The 17,747-nt window shown below is 46.2% G+C and carries 11 protein-coding genes; 7 read left to right on the top strand and 4 right to left on the bottom strand.

Going from position 1 to position 17,747, the window contains the following annotated elements:
• Positions 1 to 50: 50 nt before the first annotated feature.
• The 3 genes from QUB16_RS19345 to QUB16_RS19335 all read left to right on the top strand — a co-directional run bounded on the left by QUB16_RS19345 (position 51) and on the right by QUB16_RS19335 (position 7,570).
• A complete protein-coding gene (locus QUB16_RS19345; RefSeq protein ID WP_333318541.1) occupies positions 51 to 2,606 on the top strand; it encodes a DHH family phosphoesterase in 2,556 nt (851 codons plus the stop codon).
• 481 nt (positions 2,607 to 3,087) lie between these two features.
• Positions 3,088 to 5,391, top strand: coding sequence for a serine/threonine phosphatase (locus QUB16_RS19340; protein ID WP_333318539.1), 2,304 nt, complete (start codon positions 3,088 to 3,090; stop codon positions 5,389 to 5,391).
• A gap of 937 nt (positions 5,392 to 6,328) precedes the next feature.
• The gene (locus QUB16_RS19335; RefSeq protein ID WP_333318537.1) at positions 6,329 to 7,570 is read left to right on the top strand and encodes a protein kinase domain-containing protein; all 1,242 of its coding nucleotides are present in this window, start codon (positions 6,329 to 6,331) and stop codon (positions 7,568 to 7,570) included.
• A 179-nt stretch (positions 7,571 to 7,749) separates the two neighbouring features.
• Here the strand turns inward: QUB16_RS19335 and QUB16_RS19330 are convergent, their stop codons facing one another.
• Together QUB16_RS19330 and QUB16_RS19325 are read right to left on the bottom strand one after the other, a co-directional pair.
• A complete protein-coding gene (locus QUB16_RS19330; RefSeq protein WP_006631282.1) occupies positions 7,750 to 7,968 on the bottom strand; it encodes a DUF4327 family protein in 219 nt (72 codons plus the stop codon).
• A 461-nt stretch (positions 7,969 to 8,429) separates the two neighbouring features.
• The gene (locus QUB16_RS19325) at positions 8,430 to 8,588 is read right to left on the bottom strand and encodes a hypothetical protein (RefSeq protein WP_333318535.1); all 159 of its coding nucleotides are present in this window, start codon (positions 8,586 to 8,588) and stop codon (positions 8,430 to 8,432) included.
• Positions 8,589 to 8,620: 32 nt separating this feature from the next.
• Here QUB16_RS19325 and QUB16_RS19320 point away from each other — a divergent pair, with 32 nt between their 5' ends.
• Positions 8,621 to 9,601 (top strand): aspartate carbamoyltransferase catalytic subunit, encoded by a 981-nt coding sequence (locus tag QUB16_RS19320; RefSeq protein ID WP_333318533.1) that lies wholly within the window; start codon positions 8,621 to 8,623, stop codon positions 9,599 to 9,601.
• A 137-nt stretch (positions 9,602 to 9,738) separates the two neighbouring features.
• On the opposite strand, the gene QUB16_RS19315 is transcribed toward QUB16_RS19320, so the two are convergent.
• Positions 9,739 to 10,143 (bottom strand): SH3 domain-containing protein, encoded by a 405-nt coding sequence (locus tag QUB16_RS19315; protein WP_333318531.1) that lies wholly within the window; start codon positions 10,141 to 10,143, stop codon positions 9,739 to 9,741.
• A gap of 636 nt (positions 10,144 to 10,779) precedes the next feature.
• Between QUB16_RS19315 and QUB16_RS19310 the strand changes: the two genes are divergently transcribed.
• Together QUB16_RS19310 and QUB16_RS19305 are read left to right on the top strand one after the other, a co-directional pair.
• Positions 10,780 to 11,271 carry a molybdenum cofactor biosynthesis protein MoaE gene (locus tag QUB16_RS19310; protein ID WP_333318530.1) on the top strand — a complete coding sequence of 164 codons (492 nt, stop codon included), beginning with the start codon at positions 10,780 to 10,782 and terminating at the stop codon, positions 11,269 to 11,271.
• Positions 11,272 to 11,694: 423 nt separating this feature from the next.
• Positions 11,695 to 14,157, top strand: a complete 2,463-nt coding sequence (locus tag QUB16_RS19305) for a DUF4157 domain-containing protein (RefSeq protein WP_333318528.1) — start codon at positions 11,695 to 11,697, stop codon at positions 14,155 to 14,157.
• Between the two features lie 185 nt (positions 14,158 to 14,342).
• On the opposite strand, the gene QUB16_RS19300 is transcribed toward QUB16_RS19305, so the two are convergent.
• A complete protein-coding gene (locus QUB16_RS19300) occupies positions 14,343 to 14,825 on the bottom strand; it encodes a hypothetical protein (protein WP_333318527.1) in 483 nt (160 codons plus the stop codon).
• Positions 14,826 to 14,891: 66 nt separating this feature from the next.
• On the opposite strand from QUB16_RS19300, the gene QUB16_RS19295 reads away from it, so the two are divergent.
• Complete coding sequence (locus QUB16_RS19295) at positions 14,892 to 17,045, top strand: ATP-binding protein (protein WP_333318525.1); 2,154 nt, start codon at positions 14,892 to 14,894, stop codon at positions 17,043 to 17,045.
• Positions 17,046 to 17,747 lie beyond the last annotated feature (702 nt).

Below are 17,747 nucleotides of genomic sequence, written 5' to 3'. Positions count from 1 at the left end.
ATGAAAGATTGTTGGTGAACCCGCCCCTACAGGAATTAATGAAATAACTTATGACAGAACTACTTCAAAATTTGCCAACTCAACCCCTATCCCAGCCCCCAGCTTGGCTGATCCAAGCTGTCAGAAACCATGCACCAGAACTCCCCGGACACTATGCCGCTGCACTTCTCTGGTATAGAGGAATTCACAACCCAGAACAAATACCAGGTTTTTTAAATCCCCAACTTTATCAACCAGCAAGTCCCTTTGAATTCGGACTAGAAATGAACTGGGCGATAGAAAGAATCCAGCAAGCACGAAACAGCGCAGAAAAAGTCGCAATTTGGGGAGACTTCGACGCCGACGGCATTACCTCAACCTCCGTACTTTGGGACGGACTGGGAGAATTTTTTACTCAAAACGACCAACTAACTTATTACATTCCCAACCGCTTAACCGAATCTCACGGACTCAATATCACAGGAATAGATGCCTTAGCAAAAGCGGGAATTAGCTTAATTATTACCTGCGATACCGGCAGTACAAATATCGCCGAAATCGAATACGCCACCAGCTTAAACATCGATACAATTGTCACCGACCATCATACATTACCAGACGATCGCCCGCCAGCTACAGCCATTATCAATCCCCGCTACTTTCCCCCAAACCACCAACTATTTAACCTCTCAGGAGTTGGAGTAGCTTACAAATTAATTGAAGCATTATATCACACATTACCGGATATTCCGCAGCGCCCGCTCGCAGATTTATTAGAATTAGTAGCGATCGGCTTAATTGCCGATTTAGTCCAACTTACAGGAGACAGCCGCTACCTAGCACAAATCGGCATCCAACAACTGCAAAAACAAATCGCAAATCCCACCCGCCCAGGAGTTGCAAAATTGCTCGAACTGTGCAAAAGAACGGGCGATCGCCCAACCGACATTTCCTTCGGCCTCGGCCCCCGAATCAACGCCGTCAGCCGCATTCAAGGTGACGCCAGCTTCTGCGTAGAACTCCTCACCAGCCGCGACAAAAAACGCTGCGAAGAACTAGCAAATTTAACCGAAATTGCCAACTCCCGGCGCAAATCTTTACAAAAAGATGTTGCCAAAGATGCCGCCGCCAAATTAGCCAAACTCGACCTCTCAACTACTAGCGTCATCGTCCTCAGCGACCCCCAATGGCCCGTAGGAGTATTAGGATTAGTAGCGGGACAAATCGCCCAAGAATACGGCCGCCCCGTGATTTTATTCAGCACAGAAGGAAGCGAAGAAATTAACGAAAATACCCCGGAAACGCAATTTACCTCTTTCTTAGATTCAGAATCACCAACACTTTCCCCATCCAAAATTGCCAGGGGTTCCGCCCGTTCCGCCAATCAAATTGACCTTTACCAATTAGTCAAAGACCAAGCGCATTTATTGGACAGATTTGGTGGTCATCCCTTCGCTGCCGGATTGAGTCTCCCCGTTGAAAATATCCCCCTATTTACCGATGCGGTAAATCAGCAACTGCGGCAACAATACAGTACAGATAGTTTAACAGCCGCCCCCGTTCAAGCCGACCTAAAAATTACTGTCTCCGAATTAGGCAAGGACTTATTTCAAGAACTAAAATTGCTCGAACCGTGCGGTATGGGCAACCCCGCCCCCAAATTGCTGATTGAAAACTGCTGGTTTGACAATCTGTGGAATCAAAAAATCAAGGATTTGAAAGGGCAAAAAGTAGAATATCTTAAAACAGAATTTACAATTAGGGATGAATCTAGCGATACGGGATTTCCCGGCATTTGGTGGGGACACAATCAAAATGAAGTTCCCCAAGGCCGCTGCGATGCCACCGTTGAACTCGATTTTAATACTTACAAATCGCGGTATGAAGTGCGCCTCGTAGCAGTGCGGGAACGCACGGCAGACAACCCAATCAATTCGCCGACTAAAATAGATTGGATCGTAGACTGGCGCAAGAGAAATAATGATGAAGAGTTGTTAGCAGCCAGCACAAACTTAGAATCTCCAATGTCGATCGACAATCTAGTTTACAATTCCGAAATGGTCGATCGCGAAAACTCGATCGTCCTCAAAGAATGCCCCGCAAGCTGGGACGAACTGCGGATCTGGTTTCGGCAAGCACAGCACACTCAGAAAAAACTCGCGATCGCCTATACTTTACCCCCACTCGTACCCCCACAGCAAATCTGCCAACAGCTAATCGGCATCGCCAAATACCTCAGCCGCACCAAAAAACCCGTCACCAGACAGCAACTCCGCCAGAAACTCGGCATCAGCGACACCTCCCTGCAACTGGGGTTCAAAACCCTAACATATCTCGGTTTTAAAATCAATTATCGCGATCGAGCTTTCCACATCACCAGACAACTCGAAACCGCACAGCAGCAAGACGCGCCCGATCAAATCCCGCAACCGTTATTAGATAGCCAATCCATCAACTTCTCAGTGCCAAATTCCCCCATCGCCGCCCGTTTTGCAGCGCAATTTCTAGCAGCAGTCTCCGAAGAACAATTCCGGCGGAAATATTTCTGTGAAGTACCCCTTTCCACCATTGTGTCGATCGCCCGAGAAACCGTTTTCCAAGAAGATTCTACAGCAATTCCCTTCTAACTGAGATATTGGACTATTGTCAATAAGCCTTTTCTGAACAGGCAAGATGCCTGTTCCACAAGAAAATTTATCTTTTGTGGAACAGGCATCTTGCCTGTTGCTGACAATCGTGCAAGATATCAGTTCTAACTGAGATATTGCACTATTGTCAAGAACGGGCTCTCCGGCCCGTTCCACTCATCAGATAACTTTTCTTATGGGGTACGCACGCTGTTACCACAGATGGGGCTGGCTTTTGGGGCCCTGAAGCGAGAGAAATTTTTGTGGATCGGGCTCAAGAGGCCTATTCCTGACACGGATGCAACATCTCAGTTCTAAGAAATATCTTACTTCTGAATTCATGCCGATAAAATAAGGCATAGGACAATGAGAGTTATCCGTTGCCAGTCAGACCCAAAACTCATAATTCCTAACTCACAGGCCACAACCCAAAACTCCCCACCGCTTTCACTCGATCGCCCATCTCCAATTTAAAACCCCTATGCTTCTCTGTCCCCGCTGCCAATTTGAAAATCCCAATCCAAACAAGTTTTGTCAACAATGCGGAAATTCCCTAATTTACAAACCTTGCCACGAATGCGGTGCCCAAGTCGCTTTTAGCGCCGCATTATGTCAGAATTGCGGCGTTGCAACAGGTCAAGTGTGGCGGGCGATTATCTGCGGTCGATCGAATTTTCCAGCAGTCGAACCAGACGAGTCAACCCTACCCCCAGCCGAGTTTCCCCAAAAACCAGAGATTGTTCCAGAAATCGCATCGCGCCAAAACTCTGCTGAACCAATCACAGACAGCATTAAAACAGAAATAACCACCCCACCCGAACCCCCAACAGCAGTCGAACCAACTTCTCCACAGCCAAGCGACGGCGAATTCAGCAGCACAGAAATTGACCCTGTGGTAGCCGTGGGGGCGATCGTACCAGCATCCTTTCAAACAACCGAAAAAAGCTCTACTACAGCACCAGAGCGCGAAATAACCGCATCTGAGCAGACTTTTACAACCGCACCACAGCCTAAACAAATCCAGGAAGCAACAGAAAACCCAGACAGCCCAAACATAGCTGACATCTCCCCCCAATCTCCAGAATTCCCCATCCCCAATTCAGAATATTTAATCCCTTCCCAGCCAGCAGGAGCTTATTTAGACACTCAGCAGCGCTACCAACTCCTAGAAACCGTGCCGCCGAGAAAACGCTCAGACACAGTAGCAGTAACAGTATTGGACTGTCAGCCACTGGAAATGTCACCCCTCAAAGCCATGCTAGCAGCCAACTCTGCCAGCGTCGCCCGACGAACATCCCCCTATACCGCAGCAATCAAAGGCGGAGAAAATTCAACCAATCCCGCCTTAGCAGAGCTTTGCCAAGGCATAGCTGAACCTTATCTGGCACTCCGGTGGCAATTCTCTCAAAACCTGCCAGTCATTCACGATAGCTGGTCAGACAACGAACAGGCAGTGCTGCTGCTAGAAGACTGCTCCCAATGGCCGCTGCTGGTAGAACGCTGGAGTCAATCCGAAACTTCCACCCAGCAAATTTTATACTGGCTGCACGAAATGACAGAACTCTGGGCTGCCCTAGAACCCTGGCGCTGTCGGCAAAGCTTGTTGGAACTGACAAATTTGCGAGTCAACCCCGACTCTTCCTTTTCCTTGGCTTCTTTGCGGCTGCAATACCTCTATCCCGAACCCGCCGGCTCAAACCTGCAACTGGTAGATTTGGGGCAATTGTGGCAGGTGATATTTAGCCAGTCCGATCATCGCACTCAGTTTGGCGCATTGCTCGAACTGCTGCAACAAATGTACAGAGGCGAGATTAACACGATCGAAGAATTGCGATCGCGCCTAGAAACTGTTCCTCTCGAACTCCAACCCGCACCTTCACCAAGCTCAACCCCGACGCGCAGGCATTACCGCAGCCCCGACGAGTCGCCTCCCGAGGTTGGCGAGGTCTTAACCCAGCCGATGCCACTCCAGATTTACAGCTTAGAAGACGCAGGCCTCACCGATGTCGGCCGCACGCGCGACCACAACGAAGACTTCTTCAGCATCTGGACTCAGCTCAACAAACTCGAAAGCTCGTTCGGTCGCATCTTTCAAACCAAAGGGCTTTACATTCTCTGCGACGGCATGGGCGGACACGACAGCGGAGAAGTAGCCAGCCAACTAGCCGCTGAAACCCTCAGAGAATTCTTTCAAACCTGTTGGGAAAATCAACTACCTCCGGCAGACACCATCCGCGAGGGAGTGCTGCTAGCCAACAAAGCCATCTTTGAAATCAATCAAAAGGACGGACGCTCCGGCAGCGCCCGCATGGGTACAACTCTAGTCGCAGTCTTAGTTCAAGACACCCAATTCGCTGTTGCCCACGTCGGCGACAGCCGCCTCTACCGACTGAGAAAGGGACAAACCCTAGAAAAAATCACCTCAGACCACGAAGTAGGTCAGCGCGAAATTAAGCGCGGGGTTGACCCGGAAACTGCTTATGCCCGTCCCGACGCCTATCAACTAACTCAAGCCATCGGCCCGCGAGACAGTAATTTTCTCAAGCCAGAGGTGCAGTTTTTAGACTTGTGCGAAGATACCTTATTAATTTTGGCTTCTGACGGCCTGACAGATAATGATTTGTTGGAAACTCACTGGCAGAACACTCTCGAACCCCTTTTCAATCCCCAAGCCGATCTCGACCAGGGAGTTGCCCAATTGATTGAACTGGGCAACAAACGCAACGGTCACGACAATATCACGGCAATTATCATTCGGGCGCAGGTAGGCGCATTTCGATTTTAGACTTTCGATGCTGCCAACTTGTTCAAAGGTGGCGCTTTCCCCCGTGACGGCTTGGGTTAAACCTGCAATTGTTGCAGGGAAAGGAAACAGCTTCTGCCGTTTCCGGGCAAGGCTTTACTGCTGGCTCTGTTATTAGGTATCCGGTGTTAAAACAGCTTCGGTTTGAGTGTTCCAAAACTAGACCTATTGCAAAAATAATTAGGACGGGCAAGATGCCCATCCCACAAGAAAAAATAACTCTTGTGGGACGGGCCGGAGAGCCCGTCCCATCAATTGATGAAAGGATTTTTGCAAGAGGTCTACTGATTGCAGACCCATACTATTCCAGAAAAGCTGTGGAGGACTAACCATTTATCAGTCGCTTTTATTTTGAGACTCTGTTCAGGGAATCTACCGGAAAAAGTGGCTTGATAGTAAGTGGATTCATCATAGCTGAAAGAGCTTTCACTTACAAAAATAGTTAGTCTACTGAAAAAAAATTCAACTAAAATGAAGTGACTCTGCAGGCGGGCTGATGCGAAATCTGTTTTATACTCGATCGCTCTTGGGGCAATTGGGGCCTAGGCAGGAAGTTCCCGCCCTACCTATAGATGTGGGGGGTAAATCACAACCTGCTGCTACAGCAAATTTACGTAAAAGTTTAGCGATTGTTTACGTACTTTTTGTAGTTTCAAGTGTTAAATCGCTCGACTGTGTTTTAAGGAGCGATCGACTCCTCACAAATTTTACGAATAATTGTTTCCAAAAAACTATTTATAACTTATTGTTTATGAAATCTTTAATTATAATCAGGATATTATAAAGTTTTAGTAAAACTCACCTGTGAAGCTCATAAGTAATTTTTAATTTCTAATTTTTTAAAGCCCTACGCCCCTAATCTGTAAATTCCCGCCCACTCTCACTGCCAAATCAGGGAGTTCAACCACATCAATCGAAAATGCTGCTGACTCTTTTAGATCCAGAAAAACAGGCCCCCCTGCAACAGTGGAGTTTCGAGAGCGAATCCATTATTCGCATCGGCCGCTCTCCTGAAAATCACGTTGTGATCCCCAATGCTCTAGTGTCGCGGCAGCATCTGGAATTGCAAAGAGTTAATAGCGGGAGATCCAGCCAGTGGTACTTAGTCAATTCCGGGACAAATGGCACTTTGGTTAACGGTATTCTCATGTCTCAGGGTTGGATATCCGACGGTGCCCTGATCCAGTTGGCGCGGGGCGGCCCAATTCTGCATTTCCAAGTGATTACTATTGAACTCGGCGGCCAAATTAAGGCGAACCCCACCGTCAATCTCGCCGCCCCACGGTGCAGCCACGCGGGAAACCCGCCGGGGAATTTATTCTGCATCCACTGCGGCGAACCGATTAAAGTCGATCGCACTGTCCGACACTACCAAGTGCTGCGAACTTTGGGCCAAGGCGGTATGGGGACAACGACTTTAGCCTGGGATCGAGAGAAAGCAAAAGCTCAAAAACCCGGAAGTTCCCCCGCAGCTTCTCTGGTAGTCCTCAAGGAAATGAATGCTGACATGGCTCAAATAGTCAAAGCTCAAGAACTGTTTGAACGTGAAGCTAAAACTCTCAAGGCCCTCCACCATCCGGGAATTCCTCAGTTTTTTGACTTTTTTGTGGAAGGGGGCAAAAAATACTTGGTGATGGAAATGCTCCACGGCGAGGATTTAGAAAAACGCATCTACAGCCGCGGGCCTGTTGCTCCCCAACAAGCAATAGAGTGGATGATCCAAACCTGTGAGGTTTTGGACTACATTCACTCTCAAAAACCCCCGATCGTCCACCGGGATATTAAACCTGCTAATTTGCTGGTGCGGCACCGGGACAATCGCATTACAGTGCTGGATTTTGGAGCCGTTAAAGAAATCGGCACTCCTCCGGGCACTCGCATCGGCGTTGAAGGCTACACCGCACCAGAACAAGACCGGGGACAGCCTCTCCCTCAGTCGGATTTATATGCTATTGGGCCTACTTTGATTTTTTTGCTGACGGCCCAAAGCCCTCAAAACTTTTACGGGAAAATACCTGGAGGTTACGGGTTTAAGCTCGATAATATTCCGACGATCGCCCCCAAGCTGCGGGACACCATTTTGCGAACCACGGCAGCTAAGCCTGGCGATCGCTTTCAAACTGCTCAACAATTAGCTCGAGCTTTAGCAGCTTCGCTTTAATAGAAGGCAGAAGTCATTAGTCATTGGTCATTAGTGATTAGTCAGAAGGAAAAAGTCATTAGTCAGAAGGCAAAGGGAAGAGGGAAGAGGGAATAAGCTAGCAAGGGGAATTTATGAAAGAAAATTTACCCGATCGCCTCGGAATTTCTCTCCGACACCCCAGTCCTCCGTCTCCTCTGTTATTCCTCGTCCCAAGCTTCTACAGCTATCAACTCGCTCACGGGGTCTTGCATAGAAAAATCAAACTCTAGCAATTGCTGTTTCCAGTACGGCCATTCGTCGCCGTAAAGCAGAGCAATTTTCCAAATACTGTCTGTGGGCTTGATAATGTCAGACGTGACGAGAGAATGCACCTGACGCTGGAACTTAACCATCGGCTGTATAACCTGCTGGCTCATAATACCTCTTGAATTGTTTAAATTTTGTGAATTACCACTTCCGATCTCACACTTTTTACCGCAGTTTCGCCAAGAACAGTCTCGCCAAGATACGTGTAGATTTTTGTCGGGAAGCTACATATTTAACTTGTATCTTAACAGAGTTCGTTTTGACAAGGCCCTATAAGCAGGACTGAAGAGTCAAGACCGACTTCAAAGAATTAATCATCTTTAAAATGTCCCGTTATATGCTGTCGATCGACAGTGGGAGGTTTGCCGCCTCGATTGTTTCCACATTGTTGTTTCCACATAGTGGCAGATGCAAGGGCTGCGTTCGGCTTGTTCTTGACAAGGCTGAGTTTGCGTAGGAGAAACTGCAACTACTGCGCTTTGGCTGCTACAGCGTAATTTCCGCTTTCCTGCGGGTAAACCACACCTGTTTCACCTTCGACGCTGGGTTCGCTGTGAGAGTGGGGTCGGAGCTACATAAACTGATTATAACTCCACTCACCGCAAAAGCGATCGAAAATTGTTGGATACTGTTGATCGCCACCCCTAAATGTCGATCGAACATTCAAAGGCGACAGCAGGGCGGGCGTACAAGCAAGTTCCCAACCCATCGTCCGTCCTGATTGAGTCAATCTAAAATCTCAAATCTAAAATCTAAAATTGTATGACTTGGACAAGGCGACACATTCTCACTCTGGCTGATTTTACCTCGAACGAATACGATACGGTGCTGCAAACAGCAGCCAGTTTTCGGGAGGTACTCGGCCGCCGCACGAAGAAAGTGCCGGCCCTGCAGGGTCAAGTGGTCGCGAATTTGTTTTTTGAACCTTCTACCCGGACTCGCAATAGTTTTGAGTTGGCGGCGAAACGGCTGTCGGCGGATACGCTAAATTTTACCCCGGGAAGTTCTTCTCTGACGAAGGGGGAGACTATTCTGGATACGGCTAAGACTTATCTGGCGATGGGAACGGATTTGATGGTGATCCGGCACGAACAAGCTGGAGTTCCCAGCACGATTGCTTCGGAAATGGATCGCTTGGGGTCAAGAGTCAGCGTTCTCAATGCTGGAGACGGCCAGCACGAACACCCGTCGCAAGGTTTGCTAGACTTATTTACTATTTGTGCTCTGTTAGATACCGAACGTCCGCGGCTGGAACTTTTAGCGGGCAAAAAAATTGCTGTGGTGGGGGATATTTTGCATTCGCGGGTGGCTAGGTCTAATATTTGGAGTCTAACGGCTTCTGGGGCAGAGGTTCATTTGGCCGGGCCGCCGACTTTGCTACCGCTGTTGTTTGCTGAGTGTGGCGATGGTAGGGAAGGCAAGTTATTTTTGCACTGGCATCTGGAACCTGCTTTGGCCGATGCTGATTTTGTGATGACTTTGCGGCTGCAAAAGGAACGGATGAGCGACCATTTGCTGCCGAGTTTACGAGAGTACCATTCTTTGTACGGGATTACGCGCGATCGACTGAAACTCTGCAAGCCGGATGTGAAGGTGTTGCACCCTGGCCCGGTTAACCGTGGCGTGGAAATTAGTTCGGATTTGATGGACGATGCCCAGTTTAGCCTGATTTCTCAGCAAGTTACCAGCGGCGTGGCGGTGCGGATGGCATTACTTTATCTAATCGGCGGGGGTAAAGTTTAGGCTGTTAGTTGTTAGTCATGAATTTCGGATATTCCCTGATTTTCAGGATCGATCGCATATTTAAAATAATCGTTACCCAGTATAGCCGGGTAACGATTAAAACTCTTTCTAGAAATGTAAATTGCTCTAGTTAAGAGTTAGGAAAGCCAGGACGCAGACACCCAGCCACCACCTTTGAGTTGGGCCCAGCCGTTTTTGTAACGACCGGTCAATTTTACGTGGTCTCCATAATATAACTTGCCGATTACACCAGAACAGCTACTGGGGCGGTGGCGGATATTCAGTCGGCCGCCATTCGTGACAACTTTGGCGTAGCTGTGATGGCTGTGATGAGCGCGATGGCCACAGTGTTTGCGGTAGCAACTTGCCGCCTGGGCTTCGCCACCGACACTCAGAACAGATAGGGCTACTGCCATACCTGCAACGCCTATCCATGCAGAATTAGGAATTTTCAAGCCCAGTTGGTCTAACGACTTGAGTTGGAGTTCGGACTCTGGAGATTCATAAGCAACAAAAGAGTGGCTCAATGCTAGTGCTTCCATAGTTTCCTCGTGATTGTTGTTAACCTTTCTTGGTGCAGACTCAGGTCAAAACCTCAATTAACAGCCCAAATTATTAACTTATGTTTCATAAAAGCCACAAAAGGGCGTTAAGGTCTTGCTGTTGCCGAGTATTGGCTAATGTTCCTGAACCATGCACAGGTATATCATGTCATTGATGTAGCTTTCCGGAACAAAAAAATAAATAAAGTTTACATCGGCTGTTAAAAATTTTGCCGACGCGGATCAGAACTCCGGGCAGAATTAAACTTAACTGTGTCATTAAAAAGGGAACGAAGTTATGGATTGGGGTGGGGAATTGCTTGTACTGAGTTACGAATGACACTACTTATGGGGTGTGCTTATTTATTGAGTTGCTACAGCAATATCGGCAGTTAATTAGATAAAAAAGCATCCTGCTCGTCTTCAATCACGGTCTTCATTAGGTTCGGGCGAGTTATATTGTAGCCGATCGCACTGGTGCAGAAGTTCGGGGCGATGGCGTCGGGCCCTCACCCGTGCTACAAGATGGGTCTCAAGATTAGCCTCCCAGTGTCCCCGACAAGAATGCAAGACAAATCCATCGCGACTTGATTTGTGTCAAGATCGATCGAGTTCTCCAGCACCACTTCTTTCGCAATGAACTCCTTCGCTGCACTTTCTCTCGGCACAATTCCTCAACGCCATGAATCCGACAGCTTCGCCATTACCTTAGCGCCGCTGTCTGTAGAGGAAATATACGCTTTGGCAGATGACCCCGCCAACGGAGCCGTGGTAATGATGAGCGGTACAGTCCGCAACCAAACTAACGGTCAAGCTGTAGTTTCCCTAGAATATCAAGCCTACGAACCGATGGCCGTGCGAGTATTCCAGCAAATTGCTACTGAAATCCGCCGCCAGTGGACTGATGTCAATCGGGTCGCTATTCACCACCGCGTCGGACACTTGCAGGTGGGAGAAATCAGCGTATTGGTGGCTGTTGGCTGTCCCCACCGGGACTCAGCCTTTGCAGCTTGCCAGTACGCCATAGATACGCTCAAACACAATGTACCGATTTGGAAAAAGGAACATTGGGCCGACGGTTCTAGCAGTTGGGTTAGTATTGGAGCGTGCGAGGTTGTCGGGCATTAGTCAATCGATTTTAGACTTTTGGGTCAAAAGTTATTTAGGATTGATAGAGAACCTGATAAGTGCGATCGCACAAGTTAACATTGATCGAGCTTCAAAAAGTCAAAAAATTAGGAACTGGGGAGTAATATTATGGGTATGTTGCGGCAAAAATCAACCAAACAAGCTACAGATTCCGTCAAAGAGCAAGCTGCATCTAGCAAAAACACTCATCTCCATCCGGCAGAAGAACTGCAAGAGATGGTTGGCAACCAAGCATTCGGTCGCTTGATTGAGTCGCCAAGTCACCAAGATATGCCAGCAGATAGCTCCCCAAACGCACTTTTGAGACAAATCTCTACGGCTGCTAACTCCTCAATCCAACGCAAGCCTTTGTTTAGAGGTTTGTCCCGCGAGTTAACAAATGGACGACTGCAGAGTTATCCGGTGCAGGCGAAACTGACAGTTAATCAACCAGGGGATAAGTACGAACAGGAAGCCGACGAAGTTGCCGAACAGGTAGTTAAGCAGATTAACGCCCCCGCATCCGATCGATTAGTTAAGGCCGAAGCTATCCAAACCGAAAAATTGATGCGGAAATCCGTGTCATCTCCTGGGGCTGTAGCCGGGGGGATGGCTGCCACTCCCGACTTGGAAACATCTATTAAACAGAAACAAGGTAACGGACAGCCCATATCCCAGGATATTCGAGAACCGATCGAACAGTCATTGAATCATGATTTTAGTGGCGTCAGGGTACATACAGATGACCAGTCAGACAAATTGAATCATTCCCTTCAATCGGTTGCTTTCACCAGAGGACAGGACATCTTTTTCAAGCGCGGAACTTATCAACCTAGAAATCGTGAAGGTCAAAAACTACTGATCCACGAATTGACCCATGTAGTGCAGCAGGGTTCTCAGCGACAGATTATACAGCGTGTTACAAAAACCAAGAAAAGAGACATATTCCAAGAAGTATTGAAAGAAACTGGCCCTGGTGGCAAAGCTGTTAAAGCCGCATTCGGCGATCTAGAAATTAATGTGAATACATCTACAGGAATTTCTAGCGCAGACATTGCCAGTAATATTGGCAAGGGCATGGAAGAGTTCCGAAATAAGGAAAAAAATACTACGACAGACCAGTTGTTGGCTCTCGGCAAAGGGTATACTGGGGCGTTGTCAAGTGCGACTTCAATAACATCAAAACGTATGACGCCTGATAGCATAGATGCTGGTGTTGTAGATGTTGTTTCAGAAGTATCTGGTGGGGTTTCAAGCCTCTTCGGGGTATTGCAAGAAGCGAAAGGGTTGTTAGAGAAAATTACAAGTGATAAAAGTATTTCCAAAACCGAAATATGGAAAGCCGCATACAGCACTCTTACTAATATGGGTAAAACTGCTAAAGCAGGAGCGGCTGCTGCAGGCAAGATCCAAAAGCTAAAAGATGCTAAGGATGCACAGGCTCAAGTAAGTAGTAACACGAGTTCAGTAATAGGAGAAAGCGTTACTTTATTTGAGTCAATGGCAAAAGGGATAGAACAGTTTGCCACATTTGTTAAAGATTATCAAGAAGGCAAATTTGATAAAGGAGATCTCAAAAGTCACAGAATTGTAGAGCTTGTTTTTCAGAGCGTTACTACCTTACAAACCATAACTTCCGGGGCGCTGGGCTTGGGGAAAGCCATAGCAAAAGTAGTTGGTAACGATGCAGCAAAAGTTGCTTTAGGAGTTGGTACAAGTGCTATGGAGATTGTAACTGGTTCGATCCAGATTCTCCAGAGTACGTACAAAATTGGTCGTGCTGCTGCGAAAAAAGAAAAGCTTGACATTTTAGCAGAAGGGCGCAGCGAGGAAGAGCAAAAAGCCCTAATGTTAATTAAAGATCGACTGACAAAACAGCAAGCTAATGCTGGAATTAATATGGTACTTGGTGCTGCTGGGATAGTCAGTGGAAGTTTGGCAGTCAGTGGTGTTGGAGCGCTACCAGGGGCAATCATAGCCGGAATTGCGGCTGGGTTTAAGATAAGTCGGGTAGGATTCAAAAAATTTAAGCAATACATGCGCGATAAAGCTCAGACAGAATATGATGAGGCAGTGACAATTCTAACAGAAGTTGCTGAAGAAGTAAAATCTAAAACAACAAACCCAAATGAAGATGAAACAGGAACAGCAGACTTTTTACCACTAATGACGGCAGAGTACCAAAAAGCGATTAAGGAAAGAATTGGCAACATCAAGGACAAAAAAACGAAGAAAGTTTTAGAATCAGTTCTTGAGGATGTCAAAAATGATGAATTGCCTTTACTCAACGATTTGCAGATTTCTATGTTTATGGCGCGACGAGAGTATAAGTGGACAATTGACATCCTTAAACAAACTGCCAAATACAACTCTAAAACTCAGAAGCTTTTCATAGATGACTTGCTCTCAAAAATTTCTGAAGGAAAAACTAAACACGGAGGACATACTAAAAAACATTTGCTATTTATCAAGGAAAACTATGTTGATAAAGGAAAACCTATTCCCTCTGAAGAGAGCGAGATGATTAGACTGGTTCAAATAACTGAAGAGGCAGAATTAGCCAGGATTGACAGCAAAAATCCTTTGTTGCGTTCATTCACTGGAATTAATAACCGCTTGAAATCTACCAAGCAAAAAGAGGCTAAATACGCCTTGACTGCGGAAACAATATTGAGTATGAAGTTGGATGAGGTTTATACAATTTTAAACCTGAATCCAGCAGAGATAAAGAAAGCTGCCGAAAAAGCCAAAAAAGAGGCAGAAGAGAAATATTCCACTGAAGAATATAATGATTTGGCTGAAGAAGACAAAGAATCATCAATCCAAGGTGAAGTTGCCGAAGCAGTCAAGAAGTTGGTAATTAAAAAATTGAAGGATATTAACTAGAGCTTGTTGGGGCTTTCAAATGTTATAAATCGAATTTATAACATTTGAAAGCTCCACTTCAAAACCCTGGCTATATCGTGTCCTATGCAATCGGTATTGCAGGTGGCTAGCGGTTTATTGGAGTTAATCGAGCGAAGCAATTATTAATGGTAAAACCCCCCCACGGGTCAAAATATATACCATCGTTAGACAGTATCCTGTAGTTCTTCAAAACTCTTTTCGCCTGTGGCAATACTGGCAATGACAGGATAAAAAGTCTCAAGCAAGTAAAAAATTAGCCATACCGTTTGGGTAATAACGGTTTGAGTATTAGCCCCAGATAAGTTAGGAACAACTAGGATATGACGGAAATATAATAATTCCAAGTCTTCCTGAAAACCCCATCCCATTAAAGGAGTATTAACATTTAGATGCAAAACTAAATTTTTGATTTCCTCTGTCGCAGAGAGTTCAACTTCACAGGGAAGGCGAACAAAAAATTGCAGCAGTTTAACATTTTCCAGTTGGTTCTCAAGATTGGGAACGTAAACAAGTTCCAATACATACTCAGCTTCCTCGCCATTCAAAGCTACAAAGAGTTGATCTATAGGGATGTTTTCATCTGCTGGTTTCAAGGAAGTTGTAAATTTTTCCGAGCGAAGTAACTGTTGAATTTCTTGAAGCTGCATACAAAATTTTATTTGTCAACCTGTTAACATTCGGATCGTAACACAAAAAATTTTAATTGCAATCTCATGCTCGATCGCACTGAAGCCGATATCAACCAACTGTTACTCTTATTGCAACAGTTAGACCAACTATTAGAAGCCGCTGTTACTGCCGCTCAATCTGCTTACGGTTCAGATGCGGCAAATGACGCTTATCGGGGGATACAGATCGATGAAGAGGAAGTAGAAAGGCTGCTCGATCGCACGCCGGGAATGCCCGCGTTGGAGATGACAGAAGCCGCATTTGAGGAATTACCTTCTCATACTATTCAAAAAAACTCCCGATTAGCATGGCTTCAGGAAACTTTTAGCTTGTCAAATTTCGATATAGATATTATCGCGATCGCCCTCGCCCCGGAACTGGATCGCCGTTACGAACGACTTTACGCCTATCTCCAAGATGACGTTCGCTGCAAGCGACCTACAGTAGACCTTGCTCTAAATTTACTCTGTACTTCAGCAGTGGAAAAACTGACGCGGCGGGTGCATTTTAGTGCTGCGGCGCCTCTGGTCCGTCACGGTTTGCTGCACGTTTTCCCCGATTCCGATCGAACACAGCCCCCTCTACTCGCCCATAATATTAAGCTCGACCGACAAGTTATTCAACTGCTATTAGGAGAACGAGGACTTGATGAGCGACTCGTCTCTTTTTGTCAATTAATTACGCCTCAACTTCAGTTTGATGGTTTGCCTTTAAAGTCAGAAATTAAGCAAGGTTTAAGATATTTAGTAACTGCCGAGCGGCTCCCAAAGCAGCCACTAAATTTATATTTTCAAGGTGAGGATAAATCTGGCAAAAGTCAGGCCGCCGAAGCGATCGCTAACTCATTGCAAGTTCCTTTGTTAATAGCGGAGTTGGCGCTAATTTCGGATGCTAAATCAGAGTTTGAATCCACCATCAAATTGTTATTTCGCGAAGCTTGGTTTAAAAACGCCTTGCTCTACATAGAAGATTTAGACGCTGGGCAAACTAAAGAAAATACTATTTTAGAGCGACAGTTGCTGAATCAATTAACAGAATATCCCGGAATTACCATCCTAGCCGGCATTAAACCTTGGGTGAAAACAGCAACTAAACCCATAGAAACGATCGCGATTTCTTTTCCGATGCCAGATTTTGAGCAGCGGCGATTTTACTGGGAAAAATCCTTGCAAGCGGCAGGTCTTTTCTTAGATGCTATAGAATTGGATAGTTTGAGCGATCGCTTTCGCCTCACCTCCGAACAAATTGCCGCTGCTGTAGCAACCGCAGTCGATAGAGTGCGCTGGCAACTTGCAGTATCCGAGATTCCCGAAACCCAAATTCACCTGAAAAATTCTGTAAAAGTAACCGATCTATTTGCGGCGGCGCGGGGATTATCCGCACAGAATTTATCAACCTTATCGCAGCAGGTTCAGCCTAAGTATAGTTGGGATGACTTGGTGCTGCCAGCCAACCAAAAAACTCTATTGCGAGAAATCTGCAATCAAGTTAAGTACCAACATTTAGTTTGGGAAAAATGGGGATTTGAAAGCAAGTTTTCCCTGGGAAGAGGATTGAATGTGATGTTTTCGGGAACTCCCGGCACTGGGAAAACTATGTCGGCAGAAATCATCGCCAGAGAATTGCATCTCGATCTGTATAAAATTGATTTGTCTCAAGTAGTTAGCAAGTATATTGGCGAAACAGAAAAGAACCTCAACCTGATTTTTGCGGCCGCTACTAACGCCAATGCTATTCTGTTATTTGATGAAGCAGATGCCCTATTTGGCAAGCGCAGTGAAGTTAAAGATGCTCGCGATCGCTATGCTAATTTGGAAATCAGCTACCTGTTGCAGAAAATGGAGGAATATGAAGGGTTAGCGATTCTCACCACCAACCTCCGCAACAATATGGATGATGCTTTTGTGCGGCGGCTGCGGTTTATTGTTGACTTCCCATTTCCTAATGAAAAGCAACGGTATCAAATTTGGCAACAAATTTTTCCGCAAAGCGCACCTTGCAGTTCTGAAATAGACTTCAATTTCCTAGCCCGCAACTTTGAACTTACCGGGGCAAGTATTCGCAATATTGCTTTAACTGCTGCCTTTATCGCCGCCGACGATCGCGATCGAATTGAGATGGCGCATTTGATGCAAGCAGCGCGTCGCGAATATCAGAAAATGGGTAAAATTTTCAAGGATAAAGAATTAGATAAATAAGACCAAATCCGGGTTACTCACCGCCTATATGATGGTATGGTGCGTCGCTACTGAATTGCTGTCAATAGTCGGGATTGTCGGTAGCGACGCACCCTACTTTACTTGTAGGGGCAAACCCCCCGTGGTTGCCCGCTTTGATCGGGGTAGGCACTCTTGGCACTACCCCTACATATTTTGCGAATCATTTAGGAGCGCTATACCTGCTAGATATTAATCATATAACAATGTCTCAAAAGAAGTTTGACCGCAATACCTCGCTCCCCCCAAGCCAGATGATTCGCGTGCCAACAGCGTTTGTTCCACTCCATATGCTTTGCATATCCAGTTTTATTTGTCAAGTACCAACTCTACGGAAAAAAGTCGATCTTCTGTTCGAGGATAAGAGATTGTAAAGAATTGTAAAGATTGTGAAAGTGGTAGTGTGAATTGACTGCTGACCAGGTACACTAAGTCAAAGCGCACAAAATAAATCAGGGCTTACAGACAAGTAATGTGTTTCGGTCATCGCGAGCGAAAGCGAAGCAATTGCAGCATCTATTTTTCATCGCTTCGGCGTCAGTCCACTGAATGTGCGGGAAGTCAATCAGGTCATCGAGTTATTTCAAATAAAACAATCAAGAGGGGCGCAGCTAAGCATCAATCTGAAATTTTGGATGAGATCCAGATTTTAGATATTTATGCTCATCGCGAGCCTATGATAAT

The organism is Microcoleus sp. D3_18a_C4 (genome assembly GCF_036702415.1).
Lineage (GTDB): Bacteria > Cyanobacteriota > Cyanobacteriia > Cyanobacteriales > Microcoleaceae > Microcoleus.
This window is presented reverse-complemented; position numbering and strand designations above follow the sequence as displayed.

Coding starts and splice junctions, on each gene's coding strand:
- QUB16_RS19345 (WP_333318541.1), top strand. CDS start 51: ATGACAGAACTACTTCAAAATTTGCCAACTCAACCCCTATCCCAGCCC.
- QUB16_RS19320 (WP_333318533.1), top strand. CDS start 8,621: ATGACTTGGACAAGGCGACACATTCTCACTCTGGCTGATTTTACCTCG.
- QUB16_RS19300 (WP_333318527.1), bottom strand. CDS start 14,825: ATGCAGCTTCAAGAAATTCAACAGTTACTTCGCTCGGAAAAATTTACA.
- QUB16_RS19330 (WP_006631282.1), bottom strand. CDS start 7,968: ATGAGCCAGCAGGTTATACAGCCGATGGTTAAGTTCCAGCGTCAGGTG.
- QUB16_RS19340 (WP_333318539.1), top strand. CDS start 3,088: ATGCTTCTCTGTCCCCGCTGCCAATTTGAAAATCCCAATCCAAACAAG.
- QUB16_RS19335 (WP_333318537.1), top strand. CDS start 6,329: ATGCTGCTGACTCTTTTAGATCCAGAAAAACAGGCCCCCCTGCAACAG.
- QUB16_RS19315 (WP_333318531.1), bottom strand. CDS start 10,143: ATGGAAGCACTAGCATTGAGCCACTCTTTTGTTGCTTATGAATCTCCA.
- QUB16_RS19295 (WP_333318525.1), top strand. CDS start 14,892: ATGCTCGATCGCACTGAAGCCGATATCAACCAACTGTTACTCTTATTG.
- QUB16_RS19310 (WP_333318530.1), top strand. CDS start 10,780: ATGAACTCCTTCGCTGCACTTTCTCTCGGCACAATTCCTCAACGCCAT.